Origin of the sequence: Candidatus Leptovillus gracilis (genome assembly GCA_016716065.1) — a bacterium.
GTDB classification, from domain to species: domain Bacteria; phylum Chloroflexota; class Anaerolineae; order Promineifilales; family Promineifilaceae; genus Leptovillus; species Leptovillus gracilis.
The window spans coordinates 113,818-136,210 of the sequence record JADJXA010000010.1 but is presented as its reverse complement, the minus strand read 5'-3'; the positions used below and the strand labels follow the sequence as shown (position 1 = coordinate 136,210).

The 22,393-nt window shown below is 57.8% G+C and carries 23 protein-coding genes; 10 read left to right on the top strand and 13 right to left on the bottom strand.

The features are described from left to right. Positions 1–8: 8 nt before the first annotated feature. Positions 9–482: a DUF1499 domain-containing protein gene (locus IPM39_21005; GenBank protein MBK8988515.1), complete on the bottom strand. Its 474-nt coding sequence runs from the start codon at positions 480–482 to the stop codon at positions 9–11. 118 nt (positions 483–600) lie between these two features. Here IPM39_21005 and IPM39_21000 point away from each other — a divergent pair, with 118 nt between their 5' ends. After that, entirely contained in the window at positions 601–1,257 is a 657-nt protein-coding gene (locus tag IPM39_21000) for a hypothetical protein (protein MBK8988514.1), read from the top strand. A 59-nt stretch (positions 1,258–1,316) separates the two neighbouring features. On the opposite strand, the gene rocD is transcribed toward IPM39_21000, so the two are convergent. After that, positions 1,317–2,522, bottom strand: a complete 1,206-nt coding sequence (rocD, locus tag IPM39_20995; protein MBK8988513.1) for an ornithine--oxo-acid transaminase — start codon at positions 2,520–2,522, stop codon at positions 1,317–1,319. A 468-nt stretch (positions 2,523–2,990) separates the two neighbouring features. Here rocD and IPM39_20990 point away from each other — a divergent pair, with 468 nt between their 5' ends. Both IPM39_20990 and IPM39_20985 read left to right on the top strand, forming a co-directional pair. Then, entirely contained in the window at positions 2,991–3,317 is a 327-nt protein-coding gene (locus tag IPM39_20990; GenBank protein ID MBK8988512.1) for a hypothetical protein, read from the top strand. Between the two features lie 55 nt (positions 3,318–3,372). Beyond that, on the top strand, positions 3,373–4,101 hold the full coding sequence (locus tag IPM39_20985) for a DsbA family protein (protein MBK8988511.1): 729 nt from the start codon (positions 3,373–3,375) through the stop codon (positions 4,099–4,101). A gap of 200 nt (positions 4,102–4,301) precedes the next feature. Here the strand turns inward: IPM39_20985 and IPM39_20980 are convergent, their stop codons facing one another. The 4 genes from IPM39_20980 to IPM39_20965 all read right to left on the bottom strand — a co-directional run bounded on the left by IPM39_20980 (position 4,302) and on the right by IPM39_20965 (position 7,148). Beyond that, positions 4,302–4,502, bottom strand: coding sequence for a DUF2892 domain-containing protein (locus IPM39_20980; GenBank protein MBK8988510.1), 201 nt, complete (start codon positions 4,500–4,502; stop codon positions 4,302–4,304). 220 nt (positions 4,503–4,722) lie between these two features. Next, positions 4,723–4,971: a zf-HC2 domain-containing protein gene (locus IPM39_20975; GenBank protein ID MBK8988509.1), complete on the bottom strand. Its 249-nt coding sequence runs from the start codon at positions 4,969–4,971 to the stop codon at positions 4,723–4,725. 12 nt (positions 4,972–4,983) lie between these two features. Next, the gene (locus tag IPM39_20970) at positions 4,984–5,565 is read right to left on the bottom strand and encodes a sigma-70 family RNA polymerase sigma factor (protein MBK8988508.1); all 582 of its coding nucleotides are present in this window, start codon (positions 5,563–5,565) and stop codon (positions 4,984–4,986) included. Between the two features lie 59 nt (positions 5,566–5,624). Continuing rightward, positions 5,625–7,148 (bottom strand): cryptochrome/photolyase family protein, encoded by a 1,524-nt coding sequence (locus tag IPM39_20965; GenBank protein MBK8988507.1) that lies wholly within the window; start codon positions 7,146–7,148, stop codon positions 5,625–5,627. A 177-nt stretch (positions 7,149–7,325) separates the two neighbouring features. Here IPM39_20965 and IPM39_20960 point away from each other — a divergent pair, with 177 nt between their 5' ends. From IPM39_20960 to IPM39_20940, 5 genes are all read left to right on the top strand, one after another. Then, a complete protein-coding gene (locus IPM39_20960) occupies positions 7,326–7,754 on the top strand; it encodes an OsmC family protein (GenBank protein ID MBK8988506.1) in 429 nt (142 codons plus the stop codon). A gap of 207 nt (positions 7,755–7,961) precedes the next feature. Next, positions 7,962–8,747: a YIP1 family protein gene (locus IPM39_20955; GenBank protein MBK8988505.1), complete on the top strand. Its 786-nt coding sequence runs from the start codon at positions 7,962–7,964 to the stop codon at positions 8,745–8,747. 14 nt (positions 8,748–8,761) lie between these two features. Continuing rightward, positions 8,762–9,466: an ABC transporter ATP-binding protein gene (locus IPM39_20950; protein MBK8988504.1), complete on the top strand. Its 705-nt coding sequence runs from the start codon at positions 8,762–8,764 to the stop codon at positions 9,464–9,466. A 57-nt stretch (positions 9,467–9,523) separates the two neighbouring features. Beyond that, entirely contained in the window at positions 9,524–11,341 is a 1,818-nt protein-coding gene (locus IPM39_20945) for an IPT/TIG domain-containing protein (GenBank protein ID MBK8988503.1), read from the top strand. A gap of 125 nt (positions 11,342–11,466) precedes the next feature. Further along, positions 11,467–12,765: an ABC transporter permease gene (locus IPM39_20940; GenBank protein ID MBK8988502.1), complete on the top strand. Its 1,299-nt coding sequence runs from the start codon at positions 11,467–11,469 to the stop codon at positions 12,763–12,765. Positions 12,766–12,847: 82 nt separating this feature from the next. Here the strand turns inward: IPM39_20940 and IPM39_20935 are convergent, their stop codons facing one another. The 5 genes from IPM39_20935 to IPM39_20915 form a co-directional block, all read right to left on the bottom strand. Continuing rightward, the gene (locus IPM39_20935; protein MBK8988501.1) at positions 12,848–13,246 is read right to left on the bottom strand and encodes a type II toxin-antitoxin system VapC family toxin; all 399 of its coding nucleotides are present in this window, start codon (positions 13,244–13,246) and stop codon (positions 12,848–12,850) included. Further along, a complete protein-coding gene (locus IPM39_20930) occupies positions 13,243–13,470 on the bottom strand; it encodes a type II toxin-antitoxin system Phd/YefM family antitoxin (protein ID MBK8988500.1) in 228 nt (75 codons plus the stop codon). Before IPM39_20930 ends, IPM39_20935 begins: the two co-directional genes overlap by 4 nt. A gap of 203 nt (positions 13,471–13,673) precedes the next feature. After that, a complete protein-coding gene (locus tag IPM39_20925) occupies positions 13,674–15,215 on the bottom strand; it encodes a long-chain fatty acid--CoA ligase (GenBank protein MBK8988499.1) in 1,542 nt (513 codons plus the stop codon). Positions 15,216–15,247: 32 nt separating this feature from the next. Further along, positions 15,248–15,601, bottom strand: a complete 354-nt coding sequence (locus IPM39_20920) for a four helix bundle protein (GenBank protein ID MBK8988498.1) — start codon at positions 15,599–15,601, stop codon at positions 15,248–15,250. Between the two features lie 77 nt (positions 15,602–15,678). Further along, positions 15,679–16,674 carry a ketoacyl-ACP synthase III gene (locus tag IPM39_20915; GenBank protein ID MBK8988497.1) on the bottom strand — a complete coding sequence of 332 codons (996 nt, stop codon included), beginning with the start codon at positions 16,672–16,674 and terminating at the stop codon, positions 15,679–15,681. Between the two features lie 169 nt (positions 16,675–16,843). Here IPM39_20915 and IPM39_20910 point away from each other — a divergent pair, with 169 nt between their 5' ends. Then, complete coding sequence (locus tag IPM39_20910) at positions 16,844–17,269, top strand: pyridoxamine 5'-phosphate oxidase family protein (protein MBK8988496.1); 426 nt, start codon at positions 16,844–16,846, stop codon at positions 17,267–17,269. A 286-nt stretch (positions 17,270–17,555) separates the two neighbouring features. Next, a complete protein-coding gene (locus IPM39_20905; GenBank protein MBK8988495.1) occupies positions 17,556–20,033 on the top strand; it encodes an AAA family ATPase in 2,478 nt (825 codons plus the stop codon). Between the two features lie 70 nt (positions 20,034–20,103). On the opposite strand, the gene IPM39_20900 is transcribed toward IPM39_20905, so the two are convergent. Further along, positions 20,104–20,655, bottom strand: coding sequence for a response regulator (locus tag IPM39_20900; protein MBK8988494.1), 552 nt, complete (start codon positions 20,653–20,655; stop codon positions 20,104–20,106). A gap of 25 nt (positions 20,656–20,680) precedes the next feature. Next, positions 20,681–22,312 (bottom strand): GAF domain-containing protein, encoded by a 1,632-nt coding sequence (locus IPM39_20895; protein MBK8988493.1) that lies wholly within the window; start codon positions 22,310–22,312, stop codon positions 20,681–20,683. Positions 22,313–22,393 lie beyond the last annotated feature (81 nt).

Genomic DNA, 22,393 nt, shown 5'->3' with positions numbered 1-22,393 from the left:
GAGTTCGATTATCTATTTTCGTACAATTTCCGAATTTCTTCCATTCGGCGGCGGTTGACGCCGCCATCGCCATAGCCGAGGCGGGATGCGGAGCGAAAGTGGATGAGGCCGGCCGCTTCATCAAAATAAAACTCTACGTCATCAATGAAACCCCAGAAAGCGGAACGCGCTGTGGCGTGGATGTAGGCCGGGTCGTTGTTGATGAGGGTGTAACTGGGTTGGGCTTGCAGAATGGCGAGGATAGCCGCCTGGGCAACGGCCGTATTCCCATCATACGCCAGCGGTGCAATGCCATGCTCTGTGTCGGTGGCAAAGGTAGAGACACAGTTGGGGCTGTCGGGGCAGGGGGCGAGACGGCCGTCTACCACCCCCAAATTATCCGGCAGTGGGCTGGCCTGTTCCACCAGCCAGCGCCGCAAAACCAAAAAAGTTGCCAGACCGATAATCGCAAAAAGGACGAGTAGTTTGATAAGTTTAGACATAAGGCTCCAGAATTGTGAATTGTGAAGGGGGAAGCGGCGCGGCCCCAGTTTTGAAGAGTGATTGTAGCACGGATAGGGCTTTTTTGGCGGGTCTGGCTGATTTCAGGATAATGGATGCATGGAAGCTGAGTACCACCGCCAGATGATTCAGGACGTATTGGCCGCCTATTTTTCGCCGGCCGATTTACAGATCATCATCCAGGCCAATCTGGGGCAGGACAGCCTGGTAGGGCTGCTGCGCCCGGTTTACCACTTCGACGACAGCCGGTTTGCCGACAGCGAGGCGTATATTCACCAGCAGCGGCAAACGGCCGTCACCGCCATCACCAGGCAACAAGATCGGACGGCGGCCCTACAGTCGTTTGGGCGGCTGCTGCACGGCCGTCAGGATTTTTACGCCCATGCCAATTGGGTAGCCCGTTGGGTAGAAACGCAAGGCGGTCCGGCCCACTGTCGCCCGGAAGACACGCCCATCTGCCCGGACACAACGACCGTGCCCGCTCTGTTGTCTGGCCGGGCGGCTATCCCCCTTTTTTTGCTGTATCGCGTGCCCCTGCTTGGCCCGCTGGCGCAGCGGCTCTACTTTCCGCCAGACATTCACGATGCCATGCACCTGGACCATCCGGGGCGCGGCCCGTTGTTCGCCTATGCCCTGGCCGCCGCCACCAAACACACCCAGGTGGAACTTGAAATGTTGTTGCTGGAGCTAGAGAAAGCGGATGGGCAAACGGCCGTGCAGTTCTTCCTGGGGAAAAGCCCGAAGATTGAAAGCTAATGAGGGATTGGCCTTGCCCAACCTTTCATCTTCAATCCGAAATCCCAAATCCAAAATCCCTACGCCGCCACCTTTTCGGTCATCAGCACCGCCTCAATGTGGTTCATCGCCCAATCAATTTCCTCTTTGCCGATGACCAGCGGTGGGGCAAAGCGCAGCACAGTCCGGTGAGTCTCCTTACACAGAATCCCCCGATCACGCAGCGCTTCGGCAAACGGCCGTGCCGCCACTTTTAGCTCTACGCCAATAAACAGCCCCTTGCCGCGCACTTCCTGAATGATGTCGCTCTCAATACGCGCCAACCGCCCCTTAAAATAAGCGCCCAACTCGCGTGACCGTTCCACTAAATTTTCTTCGACGATGACCCGCAGCGCCGCCCGCCCGATGGCCGAAGCCAGCGGATTGCCGCCAAACGTGCTGCCGTGGTCGCCCGGTTGGAACAGGCCCAACACGTCCCGGTCGGTTAACACGGCCGACACCGGGTAAAAACCGCCGCTCAACGCCTTACCCAGGATGGTGATGTCCGGGCGCACCTCTTCGTGCTGGCTGGCAAACAATCGGCCGGTACGCCCCAGGCCGGTCTGAATCTCGTCGGCAATCAGCAAAACGTTGTGGCGGGCGCAGATGTTGGCTGCTTCGGCCAGGTAGCCTTCCGGCGGCATCACCACGCCCCCCTCGCCCTGAATCGGCTCCACCAGGAAACCGACGGTATGGGGCGTGATGGCCCCTTCCAGGGCAGCCGCGTCGCCGTAGGGAACTGTCACAAAGCCGGGCGTGAAGGGACCAAAATGGCGTTTGTAGCCTGCCTCGCTGGAGAAACCAACGGTGGTGATGGTACGGCCGTGAAAATTCCCCTGGCAGACGATGATTTCGGCCAGACCATCCGGCACGCCTTTGACTTCATACCCCCATTTGCGCGCCGCTTTGACGGCCGTCTCCACTGCTTCCGCCCCAGAATTCATCGGCAGCGCCATTTCATAGCCGCTAAGCTGGCACAATTCTTGCAAGAATGGCCCCATCTGGTCATTACGAAAGGCGCGCGAGGTGAGCGTGACCCGCCCCATCTGCTCGATGGCTGCCTGCCGGATTTTGGGGTGGCAGTGTCCCTGGTTGACGGCCGAATAGGCGCTGAGGCAGTCCAGGTATTTATGGCCGTCTACATCATACACCCACACCCCTTCACCCCGTTCAATCACCACATCCAAAGGATGGTAGTTGTGGGCGCTGTAGGTTTCTTCTAATTCGATAAAGGTATCGCTGTCCATGGGAAATACTCCTTAAATGACTTGGTGCAGGTTAGCTGGTACAGGTGTTCGGTAATCCGTATCCCGTATTCCGTATGCCGTATTCCATAGGGCGGCGCCTCTGCAAATGCCAACGGAAAACGGCATACGGCTTCGGTTTACGGCTACTAGTTGGTTGGTTTGCCAGCCAACTCGCCCACTAACCCACTTCTTCAAACATGCCCTTTTACCAAAAAAGCCTGATCCAATGCTGGAATCAGGCTTTGCTCAGACCGCTAACCGTCCCCGGTTAGTTAAGGGCCATCTTTGAAAATGTGTTTCACAATATAAAGCTATTATAGAGTAGGAACCGGGGGGTTGTCTATGAGTAAATAGGGGGACGATGGATGGAGCGCCGATGGGCCTCACCGCTCTTTTGGGTTAAGAGTGCGTGAGATGAAAAGCCTGAACATGGAGAATTTGAGACAGCGCCGCTATAATCAAAAGATTATGTGGCGATGGATCACGTTGGTAGTCATACTTATTTTGGCGGGTCGGCCGATTATCCTGGTCAATAATCCCGCTTGTGATAAGGCGGGCGGGGAAACGGCCGTTTCCCCGCCCGCCCCCAACGCTATCCCCTGCCACGATTCTGTACGCCTGGTCGAAGCCAACACCAGCGGCGCTCCCCACTCCTGTCCCTGTCCGGCCATCTGGCCGCCGACAGCCGAAGGTTGGGTCGCCGCTCCCTTTATGATATCGTCCTGGTTTTTGTCGGTTCATCTGCCACAAACGGCCGTCACCAGCCCTCTCGTTCCTCCACCTCGCTCCCTATAAGTCCTGGCCGAAGCACATCCTGAGCAGCAACCTAAACTTTTATGGAGGAAAAATCATGACCCCAAAACCGAGTCAATCTCGTCGCGCCCGCCGCGTGCAGCACCAATCGCAACAAAAGCGGCGGCGTTCGTTAACCATTGCCCTCACCGTCGCCGGTGTTGTTATCATCGCCGGTCTTATGTTTTGGACACGTCAAATCACCACCACCATCGCGGCGCGGGGCATTGTCGTCCCGGAAGTCGCCGACGAGCCGGCCAATGCCGACGGCCGTGCCTGGGGGCCAGAAGATGCCGTCGTGGTAATTGAGGAGTTTTCCGATTTTCAATGCCCTTACTGCGGTCAGTTTGCCCTGGGCGCGGGTGAGCAAATTCGGCAAATGTATGGCGATACGGGCCAGGTACGTTTTGTCTATAACCACTATGCCTTCCTCGGACCAGAATCTGTTCGGGCCGCCGAGGCGACCGAATGCGCCAACGAGCAAGGCGCTTTCTGGCGTTACCACGATATGCTGTTCCTAAACCAAAAAGGGGAAAACCAGAGCGCGTTTAACGACCGCAGCCTGAAAACCTTTGCGGTTAACCTGGGTCTGGATACGGCCGTATTTAACGCCTGTCTGGACTCCGGTAAATACAGCGATCTGGTGCAGGCCGACCGGGAAATTGCCCAAAGCCGCAACGTCAGTTCAACCCCCACCTTTTTTATCAATGGCGAAGAAGTGCGCGGGGCGCTGCCCTTCGCCCAATTCCAGTCTATGATCGATGCGATCCTGGCTGGAGGCTCGTAGCAGTATCCAGAAGTCAGTGTTCAGTATTCGGTGCGCGTTTTCCAGAGTAGCGCCAACTGAAACTGGTCACTGAAAACTGGTGACTGAATACTGATTACGGCTGCCAGCGCAGTATAAGCTGTACCCTATACCCTATTTCAAAAAAACAGGCCGGCGATTGCCGGCCTGTTTTTTAGGCGAGCCGTTGGGGGTAACGGCCGTTATTTTTTGTTCGTCGAGAGTTTCAGAGGGATATACAGCGGGCAAGTGCCCACAACGCTGGTCGCCAGGAAAACCAGCGCCAACACACCCAAAATAATCGCCACCGTCCCCGGTATCATGTTGGCGAAATACAACACAGCCACAACCACGGCAAACACAGCCCGCACAACACGATCCACAGTTCCCATATTTTTCGGCATCACAAACCTCCAGTCATAAACTAATTAAACGATTGAATTAAGACAACCAGGCCAGACACCAGACCAACACACAATACGCAAACCAGCAGCAATTTCAACAAAGTTTTTTTTGTGTCATCCATTTTGTCTTACCTGCATACACCCTTTTAGACGCAGGCGGATTCGATTGGTTACAAAACTGGCAAAATCAATTTTGCGTCTAGGTGTCACTGCCCGGCGATCACCCTTCACCCGGCTCACTTTGCAAAAAGGCAGCCTGCAAGGTATTGAATAACTGCTGCCGCCGCCCCATCGGAATGGTGCGTTGGCACTGTTTCTTGAACAAGATGATGGTTTGCCGGGTGGTATCCAGCACGACGCGGCAGTTTTGGCAGGTAGCCAGATGCTCCTGGGCGGCGGCCGTTAATTCTTCATCCAAATTTTGGTCAATATAGTCAGACAGGTAGCTGATTAATTCATCACAAGTCATTGTCTTCGTACCTCAGGCCAGGGCCGCATATGATTCGGCCAGGCGTTCACGCAAAAAGAGACGGGCGCGGTGCAGGCGTACTTTCACAGCGCTGATGGACAGATGGGTGATCACGGCCGTTTCCTCCGTCGTCAGCCCTTCCATTTCCCGCAATAAAAACACCACCCGGTATATATCCGGCAGCGCCGCCATCGCCCGGTCCAATTCGGCCGTCATCTCTGCCTGCGAAACCAGTTTTTCCGGCGCTTCACTCCAGTCCGCCAAGATGGCCGGGGCTACCATGGCCTCATCATCCATCGTCCCGTCTAATGAGAGGGTAACGCGACGGCGGCGCAGCATGTCTATAGATTTGTTATAGGCCACGCGGTACAGCCATGTACTCAGGCTGGACCGCCCCTCAAACTGCTCCAGGCGCTCAAACAGACGTAAAAACGTCTCTTGCACGACCCCTTCTGCCTCTTCTTCATCCTCCAACAAACCGGCGGCCAAGCGAAACAGCCGGTCGGAGTAGGTTTCAAACAGGTAGACAAACGCTGCTTCTTCCCGACACCGCAGCGCCGCTAACAATTCAGTATCGCTCCATTGGTTATTCATGGTGTTTATTTTAGACGAATCGCCCCGAAAAAGGTTACGTGGTTGAGTTGGCTAACAAATCATCCAACCGCCTCACTGTCAAACGCGGCGAAAAACTGCTGCGCCCGACGGGTCACGGCCGTGCGTTCCGCTTCATCCAGGTGGCGCAGCCCTAACACGTTTTGCCCCAGGCGCGAATTAGCCCGCAGTTTTGCCTCGTGTCTAATGAGAAAATTCCAGTAGAGAAAGTTGAAGGGGCAGGCGTCGTCGCCGTGGCGCTGCTTATGGCTGAAGCGGCAGCCGGCGCAGTAATTGCTCATTTTGTGGATGTAGTTGGCGCTGGCGATGTAGGGCTTGGTGGCCGTGCGGCCGCCATCCGCGTTGAGGGCCATGCCCAGGACGTTGGGGGCCATCACCCATTCATAGGCGTCCAGGTAGCAGGCGAGGAACCAGTCATTGACGGCCGTCGGTTTTAAACCGGCCAGCATGGCAAAATTGCCGACCACCATCAACCGCTCGATATGGTGGGTGTAGCCATCCTCCAGCGCCCGGTGGATAACGTGGCGTAGGCAGTTCATCTCTGTCGCGCCGCTCCAAAAGAAGGGGGGCAGCGGCCGTTCTGCTCCCCACTCATTCAGCGCCAACAGCGCCGGCCCCTGCCGCCAATATTGCCAGTAGATGTACTCACGCCAGCCCAAAATCTGGCGCACAAACCCCTCAACGGAATTCAGCGGGGCACGGCCGTCGTGGTAGGCTTGCTCCGCCGCCCGGATAAGTTCCAATGGTTCCAACAGACCAATGTTCAGGTAAGGCGACAACAGCGAGTGGAACAGGGTCGCGTGACGCACAGTCATGGCGTCTTCATACGCGCCAAAATCGGCCAGGCGATGGGCAAAAAAATCGGCGCAGGCCGCCTGCGCCTGCGCCCGTGTCACCGCCAGGCTAAAGCCATGGGGCGCGCCGATGCCGGGTAGGGCAGCCGCTTCAGCCATCACCGCCTGGGTGATGGCATCTGGCGCAAAGACAGGGACGGCCGGCAGTGGCAAACCGGCGGGCAGCGGCTTGCGGTTCTCTTTGTCATAGTTCCACTGCCCGCTAACCGGCTGACGGTCATCCATCAGAACGTTGAAGTGGCGGCGCATCTCCCGGTAAAAGTATTCCATGACGATCGGCTTTTCTGGTGGCGTATCCGGGTACGGGTTAAATTGGGCCACCAGAAATTGGCGGTCGGGCGTGATGGTAACAGGCAGCCCCAACTGCGCCGCCAGACCCTGCTGAAAAGCGCGGCCGGACCAGTCGGCGGCGGCCATCGTGAGCAACTCGTCTGGCTGGTAAGCGGCCACATGCGCCCGTAGGCCGGCCAGGAAAGTGGGCGCAGCGCGATAATCTACCTGGAATCCTTGCGCCTGTAATTCTTGCGCGTAATGGCGCATGGCGCTGAACAAGAGGACCAATTTTTTGCGCTGGTAGGGTAATTTTTGCACCCGCGCCGCGCTTTCAATGAAGAGGATGGTGACGGCCGTTTTGTCCACCCCCTCTAATAAGGGATGATTTGCCAGGAGTTGATTGCCCAAAATCCAGAAGGTCGTTTTTGTTTCGGCCATCATGCGCACCATTGTACAGAGTGTCCGGCAAATGCTCAAACTGCCTTTGTGACATTTGTCACAAAAGAAACCGACTTCCGTCACTGTGTAAATTTACATAATGGTATAAAGTATCATCAAGCTGTTACAGTCAATGCAGCATCCAAAATCTAAATATCAACCTGAAAAGGAGTAACAATGGCAACAATTACAACCCACTACCGTGGCGATATGGTGTTTGAAACAATAATAGGCAACCACAAATTGTTGATTGACGTTCCCAAAGAGATGGGCGGTCAGGATCGTGGTCCACAACCACCGCAGTTGTTCATCGCCTCGATTGGCTCATGCGTAGCGGCTCTCATTGCCGAATATTGCGCCAACCACGATTCGGACGCTTCGGGCATGCGTGTGGATGTCTCTTTTGACAAAGAAGGCAACCCAACCCGCCTGACCAACATCCAGGTGAAGGTCTTCATGCCAGACAATGGCTGTGTGGATAAGCGCCGGGAAGCGGCTTTAATCCGTGTGGCGGAACAATGCCCGGTACACAAAACCATCGAGACCATCCAACGCATTGAATTTGCGATCATCCACCCCGAAGCGGCCGAACTATCACCAGGCTAAGCTCCTCATCCTTCCTCCTCCGACACAAAAGCCCGACCTTTGTTACAAGGTCGGGCTTTTGTGTATAACTTGACATCAGTGGTCATTCGTAGATGAAACCCCTGCTCGCCGACTGTTAAACGCAGGTAAACCTTGTTAAAATGTAAACCTTCTGCGCTAGATCGCTTGATAGTGAAGAAGGAATGACAGAAAAGAGGATACTTTTCTATGGAAGATGTATTGTCCGATTCATCAGACGATAACGGCCGTTGGCGCTTCGACTGGCTGCTGCCAACCCTGTTCCAACCACGCCGCGCTTTTGCCCGCATTGCCGGGACGGAAACGGCCGTCTGGCAAACCCCCATCCTCATCCTCGTCCTCACCAGCCTCGTCCGTACTCTGGTGAACGGTTCCGTGAAGGCTGCCGCCAACCTGGCCGCCGCCAACAGCGGCGCACCGCCGCCCGGCTTTGAATATTACACCCCGGAGCAGCAGGCCCAATTGCAGCAGGCCATGACCGCCACCAGCGGCCCCGTCTTCACCTATCTGCTGCCCTCGGTCGTCACCATCCTCGGCGTTTATCTCGGCTGGCTGATTCTGGGTTGGGTCATCCACCTCGGCCTGACATTAATGGGCGGGCGCGGCAGCAGCCGTCAGGCGCTCAACGTCGTCGCCTGGACCTTGCTGCCCTTCGCCATCCGCGACAGCGTGCGCATCACCGCCATGTGGCTCACCGGCCAGCCGCTCACCTCCCTGGGCCTCGCCGGCTTCGCCCCGACGGGCGATGGCAGCCTGAACATTTACCTGACGGCGCTGCTCACCCTGGTGGATATTTACCTGCTCTGGCACATTTTTCTGCTGTTGATTGGCGCACGCGCCGCCGAAACCATCAGCCGTGCCAAAGTGTGGAGCGTCGTCCTGTTCACCATCCTGGTCTTTACCTTGCTGCGCGCCCTGCCGGCCCTCATCGCCGCTCAATTTAGCGGGTTAACAGTGGTACGCCCATTTTTCTAAATAGCCAATTTCCCATGTCTCCCTTAATCATCACCCACGAACTGCGCAAGACCTTCCAAATGGGACGGCAAAAGGTCCACGCCCTGGACAGCGTGGATTTGACCGTGGCTGTCAACACCTTTTACGCGGTGATGGGGCCGTCTGGTTCCGGCAAAAGCACCCTGCTCTACCTGTTGGGTGGCCTGGACCGCCCCACCAGCGGCCAGATTCATGTCGGCGGTGCATCACTGGAAGCGATGGATGAAAACGCCCTGGCGATTTATCGCCGCCGCACCATTGGCTTCATTTTCCAATCCTTCAATCTGATCCCCAGCCTGTCGGCGCTGGAAAATGTGGCCTACCCGCTGCGCTTCAGCGGCGTCAGCCGCCGCCGCCGTCAGTCCATCGCCCGCGACCTGCTCCAGCGGGTAGGGCTGGGCGACCGGCTGACCCACAAACCGGCTGAATTGTCCGGCGGGCAGCAGCAGCGCGTGGCCGTCGCCCGCGCCCTGGTCAACGACCCGCAGCTTATCCTGGCCGACGAACCGACAGGCAACCTGGACACAGCCAGCGGCCAGGCCATCATGCAGTTATTGGCCGATTTACACCAACACGGCCGTACCGTACTCGTTGTCACCCATGATCCGCGGATGCAGGCATACGCCACCCACACCGTCTATATGCTCGACGGCCGTATCGTCACCCAGGCCGATTATGAAACGGCCGTTACCGGAGTCTAAACCTGTCAAGATTGGTCCAATCTTTAAGATTGGACCAATCTACGCACGCAAACGCCTATGAACCAATCAACCATTTTCCGCAAATACGCTCCCGGCCTGCTGCTGATTTTGCTGCTGGCCCTGACGATCTGCGCCGCGCCGCAAATTTACGCCCAGGCCGATACACCCACGCCCACCGCCACGACGACCAATCCGCCATCATCCGCGCCGCAGCCAACGGCCGTGCAGCCCAACAGCGTCAGCAATGCCAGCGATACCGAACTGGTGGTCACCGGCAGTAATTTTGCCAATGGCGCGGTCGTCGTGCTGGAAGGCTACGGCGCACTCGCCACCACGACCGTCAGCGCCAACCTGCTAAGGGCGCTGCTGCCAGCCGGCGCACCGCCGCGCGCGTACACCGTCACCGTCGTCAATCCAAACGCGCAGGCGGCCTCCTTGCCCAACGCCCTCACCGTCACAGCGCTGCCCGGTCCCACCGACACCCCCGCGCCCACCAACACCCCCGCGGCGACCGCTTTTGTCCGGCCGCTGCTCATCGTAGACAACTACGGCGCCAGCTCGGCGCAAATCACCCCCGGCGCCAACTTCGATTTTGAGATGACGTTAGCTAACGCCGGGCAAATTCCGGCCAGCAACATCGTCGCCACCTTTGTCAGCGGCAGCTTTGTGCCGCGCAACACCGGCGGCGTGCGGGCCATCGGCGGCTTGCAGCCCGGCGAAAAGTCACGCTTCTGGCAGCCATTGGCCGCCAGCGCCGATCTGGCCGGGCAGGCGATTGGCACGTTGGAAGTGAAAGTTTCTTACACCGATGCCAACGGCACGGCTTACAACGACACCTTTGCCCTGACGTTTCCCATCGTGCCACGAGCGGTAGGCGGGGCGGCTTCGGCCACGCCCACGCCGACCGCGACGCCGACGGCCACGGCCGCGCCGCGCCTGCGCCCGCAGCTTATCATCACCGATTACACGATCAATGTGCCGCAGCTAGAGCCGGGCACGATCTTTGAATTGGCCCTGACGGTGCAAAACCAGGGCAGCACCGATGCCCGCCGCGTAACGATGGTTGTGGGCGGCGGTACGGGCAGCAGCAGCGTCAACCCCGAAGGCACGCCGCAGGCCGGCGGGCTGGCCGGGGCCAGCGGCAGCTTTACCGAATTTGCTCCGGTGGGCACGTCCAACGTGCGCGCGCTGGGCGATTTGCTGCGCGGCCAATCGTTGGACACAGGCCAATCGCTCATTGTCAACGCCACCACCAAGCCGGGGGCCTACCCGCTGAAGGTGTCGTTTGTCTACAGCGACGACCAGAATGGCAGCTTTGTGGATGATCAGGTGATTACGCTGCTGGTGTATAAACGGCCGTCGGTCAGCTTCAACTTTTATGCCCCGGAACCGACCATTTTTGCCGGTGAAGCGGCCAGTTTGCCGCTGCAAATTGTGAATGTGGGCAGCAGTGCGGCGGTGTTGGGCACATTTAAGGTCACGGCCGATGACGCCGTGCTGATGAACAACAGCGTTTTTATCGGCGCGCTGGAATCGGGCGGCTTTTTCCCGCTGGATGCACTGCTGATTGCCAGCCAGCCAGGGCCGCTGGATTTACACCTGAGCGTGGATTACACCGACGACTTTAACCAGCCGCAAGTCATTACGCACACCTTGACGGTGGAGGTGATGGAGGGGATGGTCTTCGAGGAGCCAGAAATGCCGCCGGAAGGCTTTGAGGAACCGGCCTCGGAGCCGGAACCGGAAACCCTGGGCGCGAAAATCTGGCGCTTTATCCTGGGTCTGTTGGGATTAAGCAGCGGCGTGCCCGTGCCGGAGCAGCCCGTAGAGAGCGTGCCGCCAGACTTTGGCGGGCCGGGAAATTTTGGGCCGTAACGGATAGCAGAGCTTACCCTCCCCTCAATCCTCTCCCAAAGGGAAGGGAAGTCTGGCTCCCTCTCCCAAAGGGAGAGGGCAGGGGAGAGGGTTTAAACTGTCAGGTCTTTTGTGAGTAAGCGATTATGTCGGTTTTTGATTTGATGGCGTTGGTGGTGGAGAACCTGGCGCGGCGGAAGGGGCGGGTGGCGCTAACGGCCGTTGGCGTCATCATCGGCACGGCGGCGGTGGTGCTGTTGGTGTCGTTGGGGTCGGGCTTGCAGCAAAACGCGGCCAGCCAGTTGGGCGGCATCGGCGACCTGACCAAAATCAGCGTATCGCCCAATTTCACCGAATTTGATCCGACGACCGGTATGCCCATCATTGACGCGCCGCTGAATGATACGGCCGTCGAAGCGTTTCGGGGGATGGTGGGGGTAACGGCCGTGATCCCCCAGGATTACTTGCAAGGTTGGGCGCAAATGACCGTAGACCGGCTGGAAGGCGGCGGCCAGCTTTTAGGCGCAGGCACAACCGACCTGAGTGAATTAGGTCTGCGCGCCGACCAGGGCACGACCGAACTGCTGCCCGGCACAGTGGTCGTTGGCTACCAGATACCGAACAATTTCTGGGACCCGCACGCCCGGCCCGGCCAGGAACCGCCGCCGCCGCCCGACCTGCTGAACCAACAAATCACCTTCACGCTCATCAAGTACAGCGAGGACGGCACAGAAATCCGCAAAACGGTGCGCGCCCGCGTGGCTGGCGTGCTGGCCGAATCCCGCGACGAAGCCGATTACTCCATCTACATACCGCTGAAGGAATTGGAAGCGATGAACGCCTGGTTTACCGGCCAGCGGTTGGACCGCAACAAAACTGGCTACAACACCGTCATCGTGCGCGCCGCCAACCTGGACCAGGTGTTGGAAGTGGCCGACCAGATCACCGCGATGGGTTTCCAGGCGTGGACGCCGCAGTCGTTTGTGCAGGGCATTAACAGCTTTTACGTGGTGTTGCAACTGGTCTTTGGCGGCATGGGGGCCATTGCCCTGCTGGTGGCGGCCATCGGCATCGCCAATACGATGGCGATGGCGATTCTGGAGCGCACCCGCGAAATCGGTTTGATGAAGGCCGTGGGCGCGACCAATCGGCACGTACTGAGCGTCTTTTTGGGCGAATCGGCGGGCATTGGTTTTTTGGGCGGATTGGGCGGTGTGGCGTTGGGCTGGAGCCTGGGGCAGGTGGTGAATGTGTTTGCCATTGCTTACCTGGCCGGGCAGGCGGCGCAAACCGGCGGCCCACCGCCGACGGTGGCTGTGTCCACCCCCGCCTGGCTGCCGCTCTTTGCTCTGATTTTTGCCACGGTGATTGGGCTGCTTTCCGGCCTCTATCCGGCGCTACGGGCGGCGACGCTGTCGCCCATCACCGCCCTAAAATATGAGTAGGCGGAAGCATTCACCACAGAGGCACGGAGGACACGGAGGTTTTTGGGGTGGCGGCTTTGGCCGTAACCGTTACGGACCCGATTTATAACCAGATTTGGGGAACGTCGTATGCCTGGATCATTTGATCCTGAGTAACGAGAATGAGATGATGGTACTTTGCCTGGGCAATTAACAAGCGATCAAATGGGTCTTTATGATGTGGTGGCAGTTGTGTTGAGTCAATCATCTCGCTAACGGACGGGTGAATCAGGCGCAGGTTTGCCTGACTTAACAATTCTCGCTGCCAGACGTGAATGTCTGGTATGGCAAGTCGGCCTTTCTGCACCAGAAAGGCAATCTCCCAAAAGGTGATGGCCGAAACGTGTAAAGCGCCCTGCTGCGCCTGGGTATCGAAAAAGGCGATAAATTTGTCTGATACCGAGACTTTGTTTACCCAAAAAATCAGCGCGTGGGTGTCGAATAAATAGGCGTTTGGCTTCACACGTAGGCTTCCCAAATGTCGTCGAGCGGTTGAATCAGTTCTACCGGTGAAACCAGGAGCTGCGGCGTCGTGGTCATCTGATCGCGCCAATTGGCGCGCTCCATGGGCAGCAGGCGGGCGATTTCCTGGTTGTTGCGCTGGATGATGATGATTTCGCCGGCGGCCGTTTTGTCTAAGTAATCAAATAGATTTTTCCTGAAGTCTGTGGCCGAGACTTTGATCATGGCCTTTGTCCTCCAAATGTACATAGAAAGTTTCTTATGTACATTTTAGTTGGAGACAAACGCCCTGTCAATGTTGCCGACGACGATCAGCGCTAAAGCGCCGATCTACAAAACAACGCCGGATAAACCCGGCTTTTACCCTTTTGCCCACCGGTTGACCCCCGAAATATTCAGAAGATACCTGGTCGCGTTCACAAACGGCGTTACGTGATCAATTGCGTCTGTAGTTCCCGTTTCAGGATTTTGCCCGCGCCGGAGATGGGCAGTTCTTTCATGATTTGCACGCGCCGGGGTACTTTGAAGCGCGCCAGACGTTCGGCCATGTGCTGCAAAAGCTCGTCGGGGGTCGCCGTGGCGTCGGGCTTGAGGACGACGCAGGCGACGCCCACCTCGCCCCACTTCGGGTCTGGCACGCCCACGACGGCGCACATGTGCACGGCCGTATGCTCATACAGCACCTTCTCAATCTCCGCCGGGTATACATTCTCGCCGCCGGAAATAAACATATCCTTCTTACGGTCCACGATGAAGAAGTACCAGTCGGCGTCGTGGCGGGCCAGGTCGCCGGTGTGGAACCAGTTGTCATCGTCAACGGCCGTGCGCGTCGCCGCTTCATTGTTGTAATAGCCGGCGCAGTAGCTCGGCCCTTTCAGCACCAATTCGCCTACCTCGTCCGGGCCGAGCGGTTGATTGGCGTCGTCTACCACCCGCGCATCCACGTAAAAATTGGGGCGGCCAATGCTGCCCGCTTTGGCGATGGCGTCCTCGGCGGCCAGGGCGAAAATGCCGGGGCCAAATTCTGTCATGCCGAAGCCCTGCTTGAAGCGGATGCCTTTTTCGACGGTGTATTTTTGTACCAGGGGCACGGGCAAGGGCGCGCCGCCGCTGGTGCAAAAGCGCAAAGAGGACAAATCGGCCGTTTGCCAGTTGGCCGCCTGGGTGAGAAGTTGGTACATGGTGGGTACGCCGGCGAAGACGGTGACATGCTCACGGGCGATCAGGTCCAGCACCTGCGCCGGGTCGAACTGGCGCAGCAAAATGGTCGTGCCGCCCAACACCACGTTCGGCAGGGTGTAGACAAAGAGTCCGCCGGTATGGAAGAGCGGAAAGACGTTCAGGTAGGTGTCATCGTGGTGCAGGTCGTGGATGATGGTGTTCAGGCTGTTCCAAGCGATCATTTTGTGTGTCACCTGAGCGGCTTTGGGCAGGCCGGTGGTTCCGCCGGTAAAAATAAGGGCGGCGGTGGTCTCTTCGGTGACGGTGGGGGTGGTAACGGCCGTATCCGCCGCCCCGCCCATCACCTCAGCAAACGACAGGCTTCCGCCCACCGGCTCGCCATCCAAATGCAAATAGTGGGTAACGCTGGCGGCTTCGGGGGCGTGTTGGAGTTCGGTAACGGCCGGGGCGAAATCGGCGGAGAAGATGAGGACTTTTGGGGTGGTGGCGGCGAGGATGACGGCCGTTTCCCGCCAATGCAGCCGCCAATTCAGCGCCGTGTGGATCGCTCCTAGTTTGGCGCAGGCAAAAAAAGTGTCCAGATGCTCCAGGCCATCCCGCGCCAAAATCGCCACCCGGTCGCCATAACCCACGCCCACCTGGTCGCGCAGCCAGTTCGCCAACCGGTTCGCTCGCGAGTTCATCTGGGCATAAGACAGCTGCAATTCAGGCGTTTTGCCCGCATCAATAATCGCCAATTTATCGGGTGAATAAATCGCCCGTCGTCCTAAATAATCGCCAATGTACATAGCTCCTCCTATTAGTTGATAGTTGGGAGTGGTTAGTTGGTCAGTTTGTCAATCAGGGTGTAGAGCATCTTTTTGATTTCTATGATGAGTCCGTTGGCTTTGATTGTGTTTTCATGGGTCAAATATCCGAGTTCTATGGCGATGACAATTTGAGTGTCAAGTTCAGCAACCGAACCAAGGGCAATATGTAGGAATCGGCGGAAATCAGGTGCGCTTCGACGACCCTGCCCTTTGGCGATGTTTGAAGGAATGGAAACGGCCGCGCGGCGCATCTGATTTGTCAGCCCATACCTCTCAGCATCCGGAAAGTTTGCCGTCAGCAAATAAATCTCTTTCGTCAGCAAAACACTCTTTTGCCAAACCACCAAATCCCGATAACTCTGCACCACTTGCCCCATCACACTCCCCTCCCCACTATCCACTAACAACTCCCCACTACCAACTAACAACTCTCCACTATCAACTACTTCGTCCACCGCCAGACCGATGCCGCCATAGCAATGCCACCGCCGCTGGCGCAGAAGAGGACGTGGTCGCCGGGTTGGGGGCCGCGTCCTTGTTCGATGGCGTCGTCGAGGGCCATCGGGATGCAGGCCGAGCCGGTGTAGCCCCATTTGTCCATGATCCAGTGGGTTTTCTCCAGGGGTTGTTCCAGCATTTCCATCATCAACTTGATGGTGTTCAGGTTGAGCTGCGTAAAGAGGAAGAAGTCAATGTCGTCCAGCGTCAACCCGGCCTTCGCCACTACCTCGCGCACCAGGCGCGGCCAGTGTTCGGTGTTGAAGGTGGCCGGGAATTTACGCACAAATTGCACGCGCGGCACGCCGCCGTTTACTTCGACTGGCGTAACCGGGCAGGCCGCGCCGCCGGTGTAAATGCCCAGCGCGTCCGAATAAGAGCCATCGGCGAAGCGCTTGCCGGTGATGAACCCCGGCGCGTCGCCCGCGCCCACCACGACCGCGCCCGCGCCGTCGGCGAAGAGGGTGCAGGTATAGCGGTCGGTATAATCCACGAACCGGCTCATGGCGTAGACGCCGACCACCAGGACGTGGTTGATTTCGTCGTCGGTGGCGATGAAGCGCGCGGCCGTTTCCACGGCCGTTACCCAACCGGCGCAGGCGCAGTTCACGTCGAACGTACCGGCCTGGGTTGCGCCCAATTTGCCTTGCAGCACGCTGGACGTGCCAGGGCTGAGGTAATCGGGAGTGTCGGTGGCGACGAGGATCAGGTCCAGGTCGGTGGGTTGGAGATGGGCGCGCTCCAACGCCTGCCGGGAGGCGTGGTAAGCCAGGTCACTGGTGGATTCGTCGGGGGCCATCACGTGGCGTTCGCGGATGCCGACGTTTTTGACGAGCCATTCATCTACATCGCGGCCTAGAATTTCGTTGAAATAGGCGTTGGGGAGCATTTTTTCGGGCACGTAGCGCCCGGTGCTGCGGATTTGGGCATATCGGGGCATGGGATTTTGTCCTGTTGTCTTTTCGTCGAGTTGTTTTTAGTCGAGTCATTGCAATGACAGGTAGTAGAATAGCATGAACGGGTAACAGATGGGATACAAGGTGGTGAAAAAACGGCCGTTTCGTGGTACAAATTGACAGTTTGTTGGCGTGGACAGGGTGGTATTCAGCGTGAGAAAACAAAGTCCAGAGCGCCTGCGGGCCATCGAGGCTCGATTGGGCCGAGAAATGACAATCTGGCTGGCGACGGTAAGGTCCGACGGCCGTCCGCATCTTGCGCCGTTGTGGTATGTATGGCTGAACGGCCGTGTCTACCTGGCAACCGGCGCGCACACCCAAAAATTCGTCAACATGTTCCACAACCAAAGCGTCGCCCTCTCCTTGCCCGACGCCGTCAATGCCCTCATCATCGAAGGCGAAGCCCACGTCGCCGACCGCGCTACAGTAGACACACTGGCCGACTACTTTTATCATAAATACGAATGGGACTTCCGCTACGACGACAGCGCCGAGTGGCGGCTCATCGAAGTTACCCCCAGCAAAATCCTGGCCTGGGGTGATGGTTACGACCAGACAGATGGGATGCGCATCATGTGAGCGGCAGTTCCAATGTTGGTAGGGACGGGACGGCGCGGACAGGCGGCAGCCGAGATGTTGGCGAATGGCCGAGACGTTGGCCCGCCTGTCCCGACCCTACAAACAGGTTCATCATTGGAATTGCTGTCATGTGAGCCAGACGCCTGACGCATAAGAAACGCTTCATCTGATTCTTACGTGAATCCAACTAAAGCACTGTATAGTTTGGAAAGCGTGTTCGTTTGTTGGTTGGATGGTTTCTCAAACCAGCAAACGAACGAACCAACTATTTACACGAGGAAACCTAATGCGATTTGATCGATTTACAGAACGAGCGCAAGACGCCGCCGCCCGCGCCTATGAAATTGTGCAGCGGTACGGCCACACCCAGGTAGACACCGAGCATTTATTCCTGGCTTTACTGGAACAAAAAGATGGCGCAGTCCTGCAAATTTTGGACCAACTATCCGTGGACAGCGTCGGCATCAAAGACCGCCTGGACCAGGAACTGCGCTCCAGCCCCAAAGTGGCCGTCTATGGCGGCGGCGTGGGGCAAATATTCTACACACCCCGCATTCGCACCGTGCTAGAACTGGCCCAGGGCGAAGCCAACCGCCTGAAAGATGAATTTATCTCCACCGAGCATATCTTCCTGGCGATTCTCAGCGAGCGCAACACGCCATCGTCCCGTATTTTGCAAGAGTTTGGCCTGACCCGCGAACGCATCTTAGAAGGCGTCAACCAACTGCGCGGCGGGCAGCGCGTTACCGACCGCCAGTCGGAAAGCCGCTATCGTACTCTGGAAAAATACAGCCGCGATCTGACCCAACTGGCAAAAGAAAGCCGCCTGGACCCGGTCATCGGCCGCGACAACGAAATTTTGCGTGTCATTCAAGTCCTCAGCCGACGGACCAAAAACAACCCGGTGCTTATCGGCGAGGCCGGCGTAGGCAAAACGGCCATCGTGGAGGGGCTGGCGCAAAAAATCATCGCCAACGACGTGCCGGAAAATCTGCTGAACAAAAAAGTGATCTCCCTGGACCTGGGGGCGATGATCGCCGGCAGCCGGTTTCGCGGCGAATTTGAGGAACGGCTGAAAGCGGCCGTTGAAGAAATTCAGCGCGCGCAGGGCGAAGTGATTCTGTTCATAGACGAGCTGCACACCGTCGTTGGCGCCGGGTCGGCGCAAGGGGCGATGGACGCCAGCAATATGCTCAAACCGGCGTTGGCGCGCGGCGAACTGCAATGCGTCGGCGCCACAACATTGGACGAATACCGCCAATATATCGAACGGGACAGCGCCCTTGAGCGCCGTTTTGCCCCCGTTTTTGTAGACGAGCCATCGGTGGAAGACACCATTGAAATGCTTTATGGCCTGCGCGACCGTTATGAGACGCATCACAAAGTCACTTATTCTGACGCGGCGTTGGTGGCGGCGGCAAAATTATCGAACCGCTACGTGACGGATCGGTCCATGCCAGACAAGGCCATTGACCTGATGGATGAGGCGGCTGCCAAACTGCGGGTGGCGCTGCACACGCTGCCGACCGAGTTGAAGGAACACAAAAAACAGCTTGATCAGCTCATCATCGAGGAAGAAGAGGCGCATACGGTGCGCGACTATGAGCGCGCGGCCGTCAAACGGGCCGAGCGTTTGCGGGTACAGACGGAGTTCGAGGCTGCCCGCGAAAAGTGGCAGGCCGAGCAAAAGCTGGATGAGGTGGTGGATGAGCATGACATCGCCGAGGTGGTGGCTTCCTGGACCGGCATTCCGATGACGCAAATGTTGGAGACGGAAGCGGACAAACTGCTCAACATGGAACAGCGGCTGCACGAGCGTATTGTCGGCCAGGAGAAAGCGATTGCGGCCCTGGCCGACGCCATCCGGCGCAGTCGTTCGGGGTTGAGTGATCCGAAACGGCCGTTAGGCTCTTTCATTTTCCTGGGCAGCTCCGGCGTGGGCAAGACCGAATTGGCGAAAGCCCTGGCTGAGTTTATGTTTGACGATGAGGAAGCGCTGGTGCGTATTGATATGAGCGAATACCGCGAACAACACACCGTCAGCCGTCTGTTTGGCGCGCCGCCCGGCTACATTGGCTACGAACAAGGCGGCCAACTCACGGAACAGGTGCGGCGACGGCCGTATTCCGTCGTGTTGTTCGATGAAATCGAAAAGGCCCACCCGGACGTGTGGAATACCCTGCTGCAACTATTGGATGACGGCCGTCTGACCGACGGTCAGGGACGCATTGTCAACTTCCGCAACGCCGTCATCGTCATGACCAGCAACGTGGGAACCTCCTTCGTCCATAAGTCTGGCGCCTTGGGCTTCGTCGGCGTCCGCGACTCGCAGGAAAAAGCGGACCACAAGCGCATTGAAGAAGCGCTGAAGGAAACCTTCCGGCCCGAATTTATCAACCGCATTGACGAGATCATCATCTTCGAGCCGTTGTCGGAAGCCGACATGCTGGAGATTGTGAAGCTGCAAATCAAGGAAGTGCAAGAGCGGTTGGCCGATCAGGGCAACCTGACCATCGTCCTGACGGAAACGGCGCAAAAATGGCTGGCCGAGCAGGGCTACGACAAAGATTTTGGCGCGCGGCCTATGCGCCGGGCCATCCAACGGTACGTGGAAAGCCCGCTCTCCGTGCGGCTGCTGCGCGGCGAGTTCCGCACCGGCGACCACATCCTCATTGACATGGACGACAACGAACTGACCTTTATCCAGGTAGACGTAGCCGAACCGCCGGCCGTCCCCCAATCCGCCGATGCAACGGCGCCATAACGAAACGCAATAAAAAATTAGTTGGCTGGTTGGTTAACCAACCAGCCAACTAATCAACCCAATCAACCAATTACTCCCCCAAAACCGCCAACGCCACATCCTTCAAACTGCGTCCCTTGCTGCGCGCTTCGCGCTGAAGCGATTGGTATGCTTCTTCTTCCGACAGCCCGGCGGCCATCAATTTGCCTTTGGCTCGGTCTACCAATTTGCGCATTTCCAGCGTTTCCTGGAGTTTAGCCGCCCTGTCGGCCAATGACTGCTGCTCCCAAAAACGTTTATAGGCCACATTAATCGCCGCCGAAAGTTCAGCCGACTTGATGGGTTTGATCAGGTAGCCTTGAATGGGCAAATCGGTGGCCTTTTCGATAAGGTCTTGCTCGCTATAGGCTGTCAGCAGCAAGATCGGCAGAGGGGAAGTCCGCGCCAGAGTTTTGGCGACCTGCAAACCGTCGGTAAAGGGCATTTTGATGTCCAGGATGGCCAGGTCTGGCGTGAAACGGGCGGCCATTTGCAGGGCTTCACGGCCGTTCATCGCCGCCACCACCTCATGCCCCAGCCCCTCTAGCATCCCTTTCAACCCCAGCCGGATAATAGATTCATCATCAGCAATTAAAATTTTCATGTCTGTTCTTACAAAGATAGGTCATTCACATCAAATCGCGCTCAATTTCGCGCGGCAGGCGGATGCTGACCTCAGTGCCGCCGCTCGCCAGCGCGTTAAACTTAAAACCCCCACGCAGGTCATCGGTTATCAACATCGTTGTCAATTCCAGGCCCAGGCCGTAGGTGACGTTGGTGGGCAGGCCACGGCCGTTATCACGCACCAAAATAATCAACTCATCCGGCGACCGCCCCAAAGAAATCTCCACCCGGCCAGCTGGCCGGTCCACAAAGGCGTGTTCCAGGGCATTTTGCACCAGTTCATTCACCACCAACGTCAGGGCCGTAGCCGCCCGGCTGGGCAGCAGCAGCGACTCGCCAAACACAACAATTTGCACCGCCTGATCAGGCCGCAGCATGGATTCGGCCGTTGTCTGTGTAATGCGTTCCAGCACATCCTTCACGTCCACCAGCCGAAAGCCCTGCTCCGACAGCGATTCATGCACGGCGGCAATGCTGCGAATGCGGTGGATATTGGTCTCCAACACCTGGCGCGTATCCAGCCGGTCTGCATCCGGGATTTGCAGCTGCATGAGCATCGCCACCGTTTGCAGATTGTTTTTGATGCGATGGTGCATCTCCCGCACAACGGCCGCATTGGTCACCAGCCGGGCATTCTCAATCGCCAGGGCGGTCTGGTTAGCCAACGTGGTAAACAGCGTCATCTGCTCTTCGCTGAAGTGAACCACTTCATTGGTATAGCAGTTCAACGCGCCAATGTTGCGTTCGCGCACGCTCAGCGGCACAGAAAGCAGCGAGACCAATCCCTCGACGCGGGCTAATTCTGCTCCTAGATATTGTTTGTCCGTTCGCACGTCGGCGATATAGGCGGCTTTCCCTGTCAGCACCACCTGGCCTACAACCCCTTCGCCCAGGCGCAGCGGTGGCCGGGGGCGGTAGCTGCTGCTCGTTCGTTTGGCCGAACGCAGCGTCAGCGTATCGCCTGATTCATCCAACAAAAAGATAGAGCAAACGGCCGCGCCCATCGCCTGCGCCGCCATTTCCGTCACCACGTCTAAGATGTCATCCAGGTATTGCGGCGACGTGACCACCTCGCTGATCTGCGCCAAAGCGCGTAACTCTTCGATTTGTCGCCGCTGTTTGTCATACAACTGCGCCTTGGCCAGCGCCCCGGCCGCCAGGTCGCCCACCAGCGACAGCACTTCGATTTCGTCTGGCGTAAATTCATGCGTCGGCAAAGTCTGTACGTTTAGCGCGCCAATGGGCCGCGCTTCAATCACCAGCGGCACAGCCAGCAGCGAGCGATAAGAAGCCTCTTCGGCTTCAGCCACCTGCTTAAAATGGGGGTTTCCTTGCGCGTCGGCCGCGTAAACGGGGCGATTAGACTGGACGGCGTAACCGGTCATGCCCTCGCCCACTTTTAGCGTGGCCCGACCCAGAGCGCGCCGCGAGAGGCCGGTGGAGGCTCGCAGCCGCAGGGTGTCGCTGTCTGGGTCCAGCAGGTAGATGGTGCAGGAATCCACGTGCATCACTTCGGTGGTTTTGCGGGCGATGAGGTCCAGGGTGGTGTCCAGGTCCCAGGCGGCGCTGAGCGCCCGCGCAATTTCGCGCAGCGCCGCGACTGCCTGTGGGCGGGTGGAGGAGGGGGGTGGTTGCATGGGTATAGGTGACAGGGTGACGGGTATCAATTTATAGCCATAGAGTATGGTGTGTTTCGGTTTGGGTTTAACATTGATCTT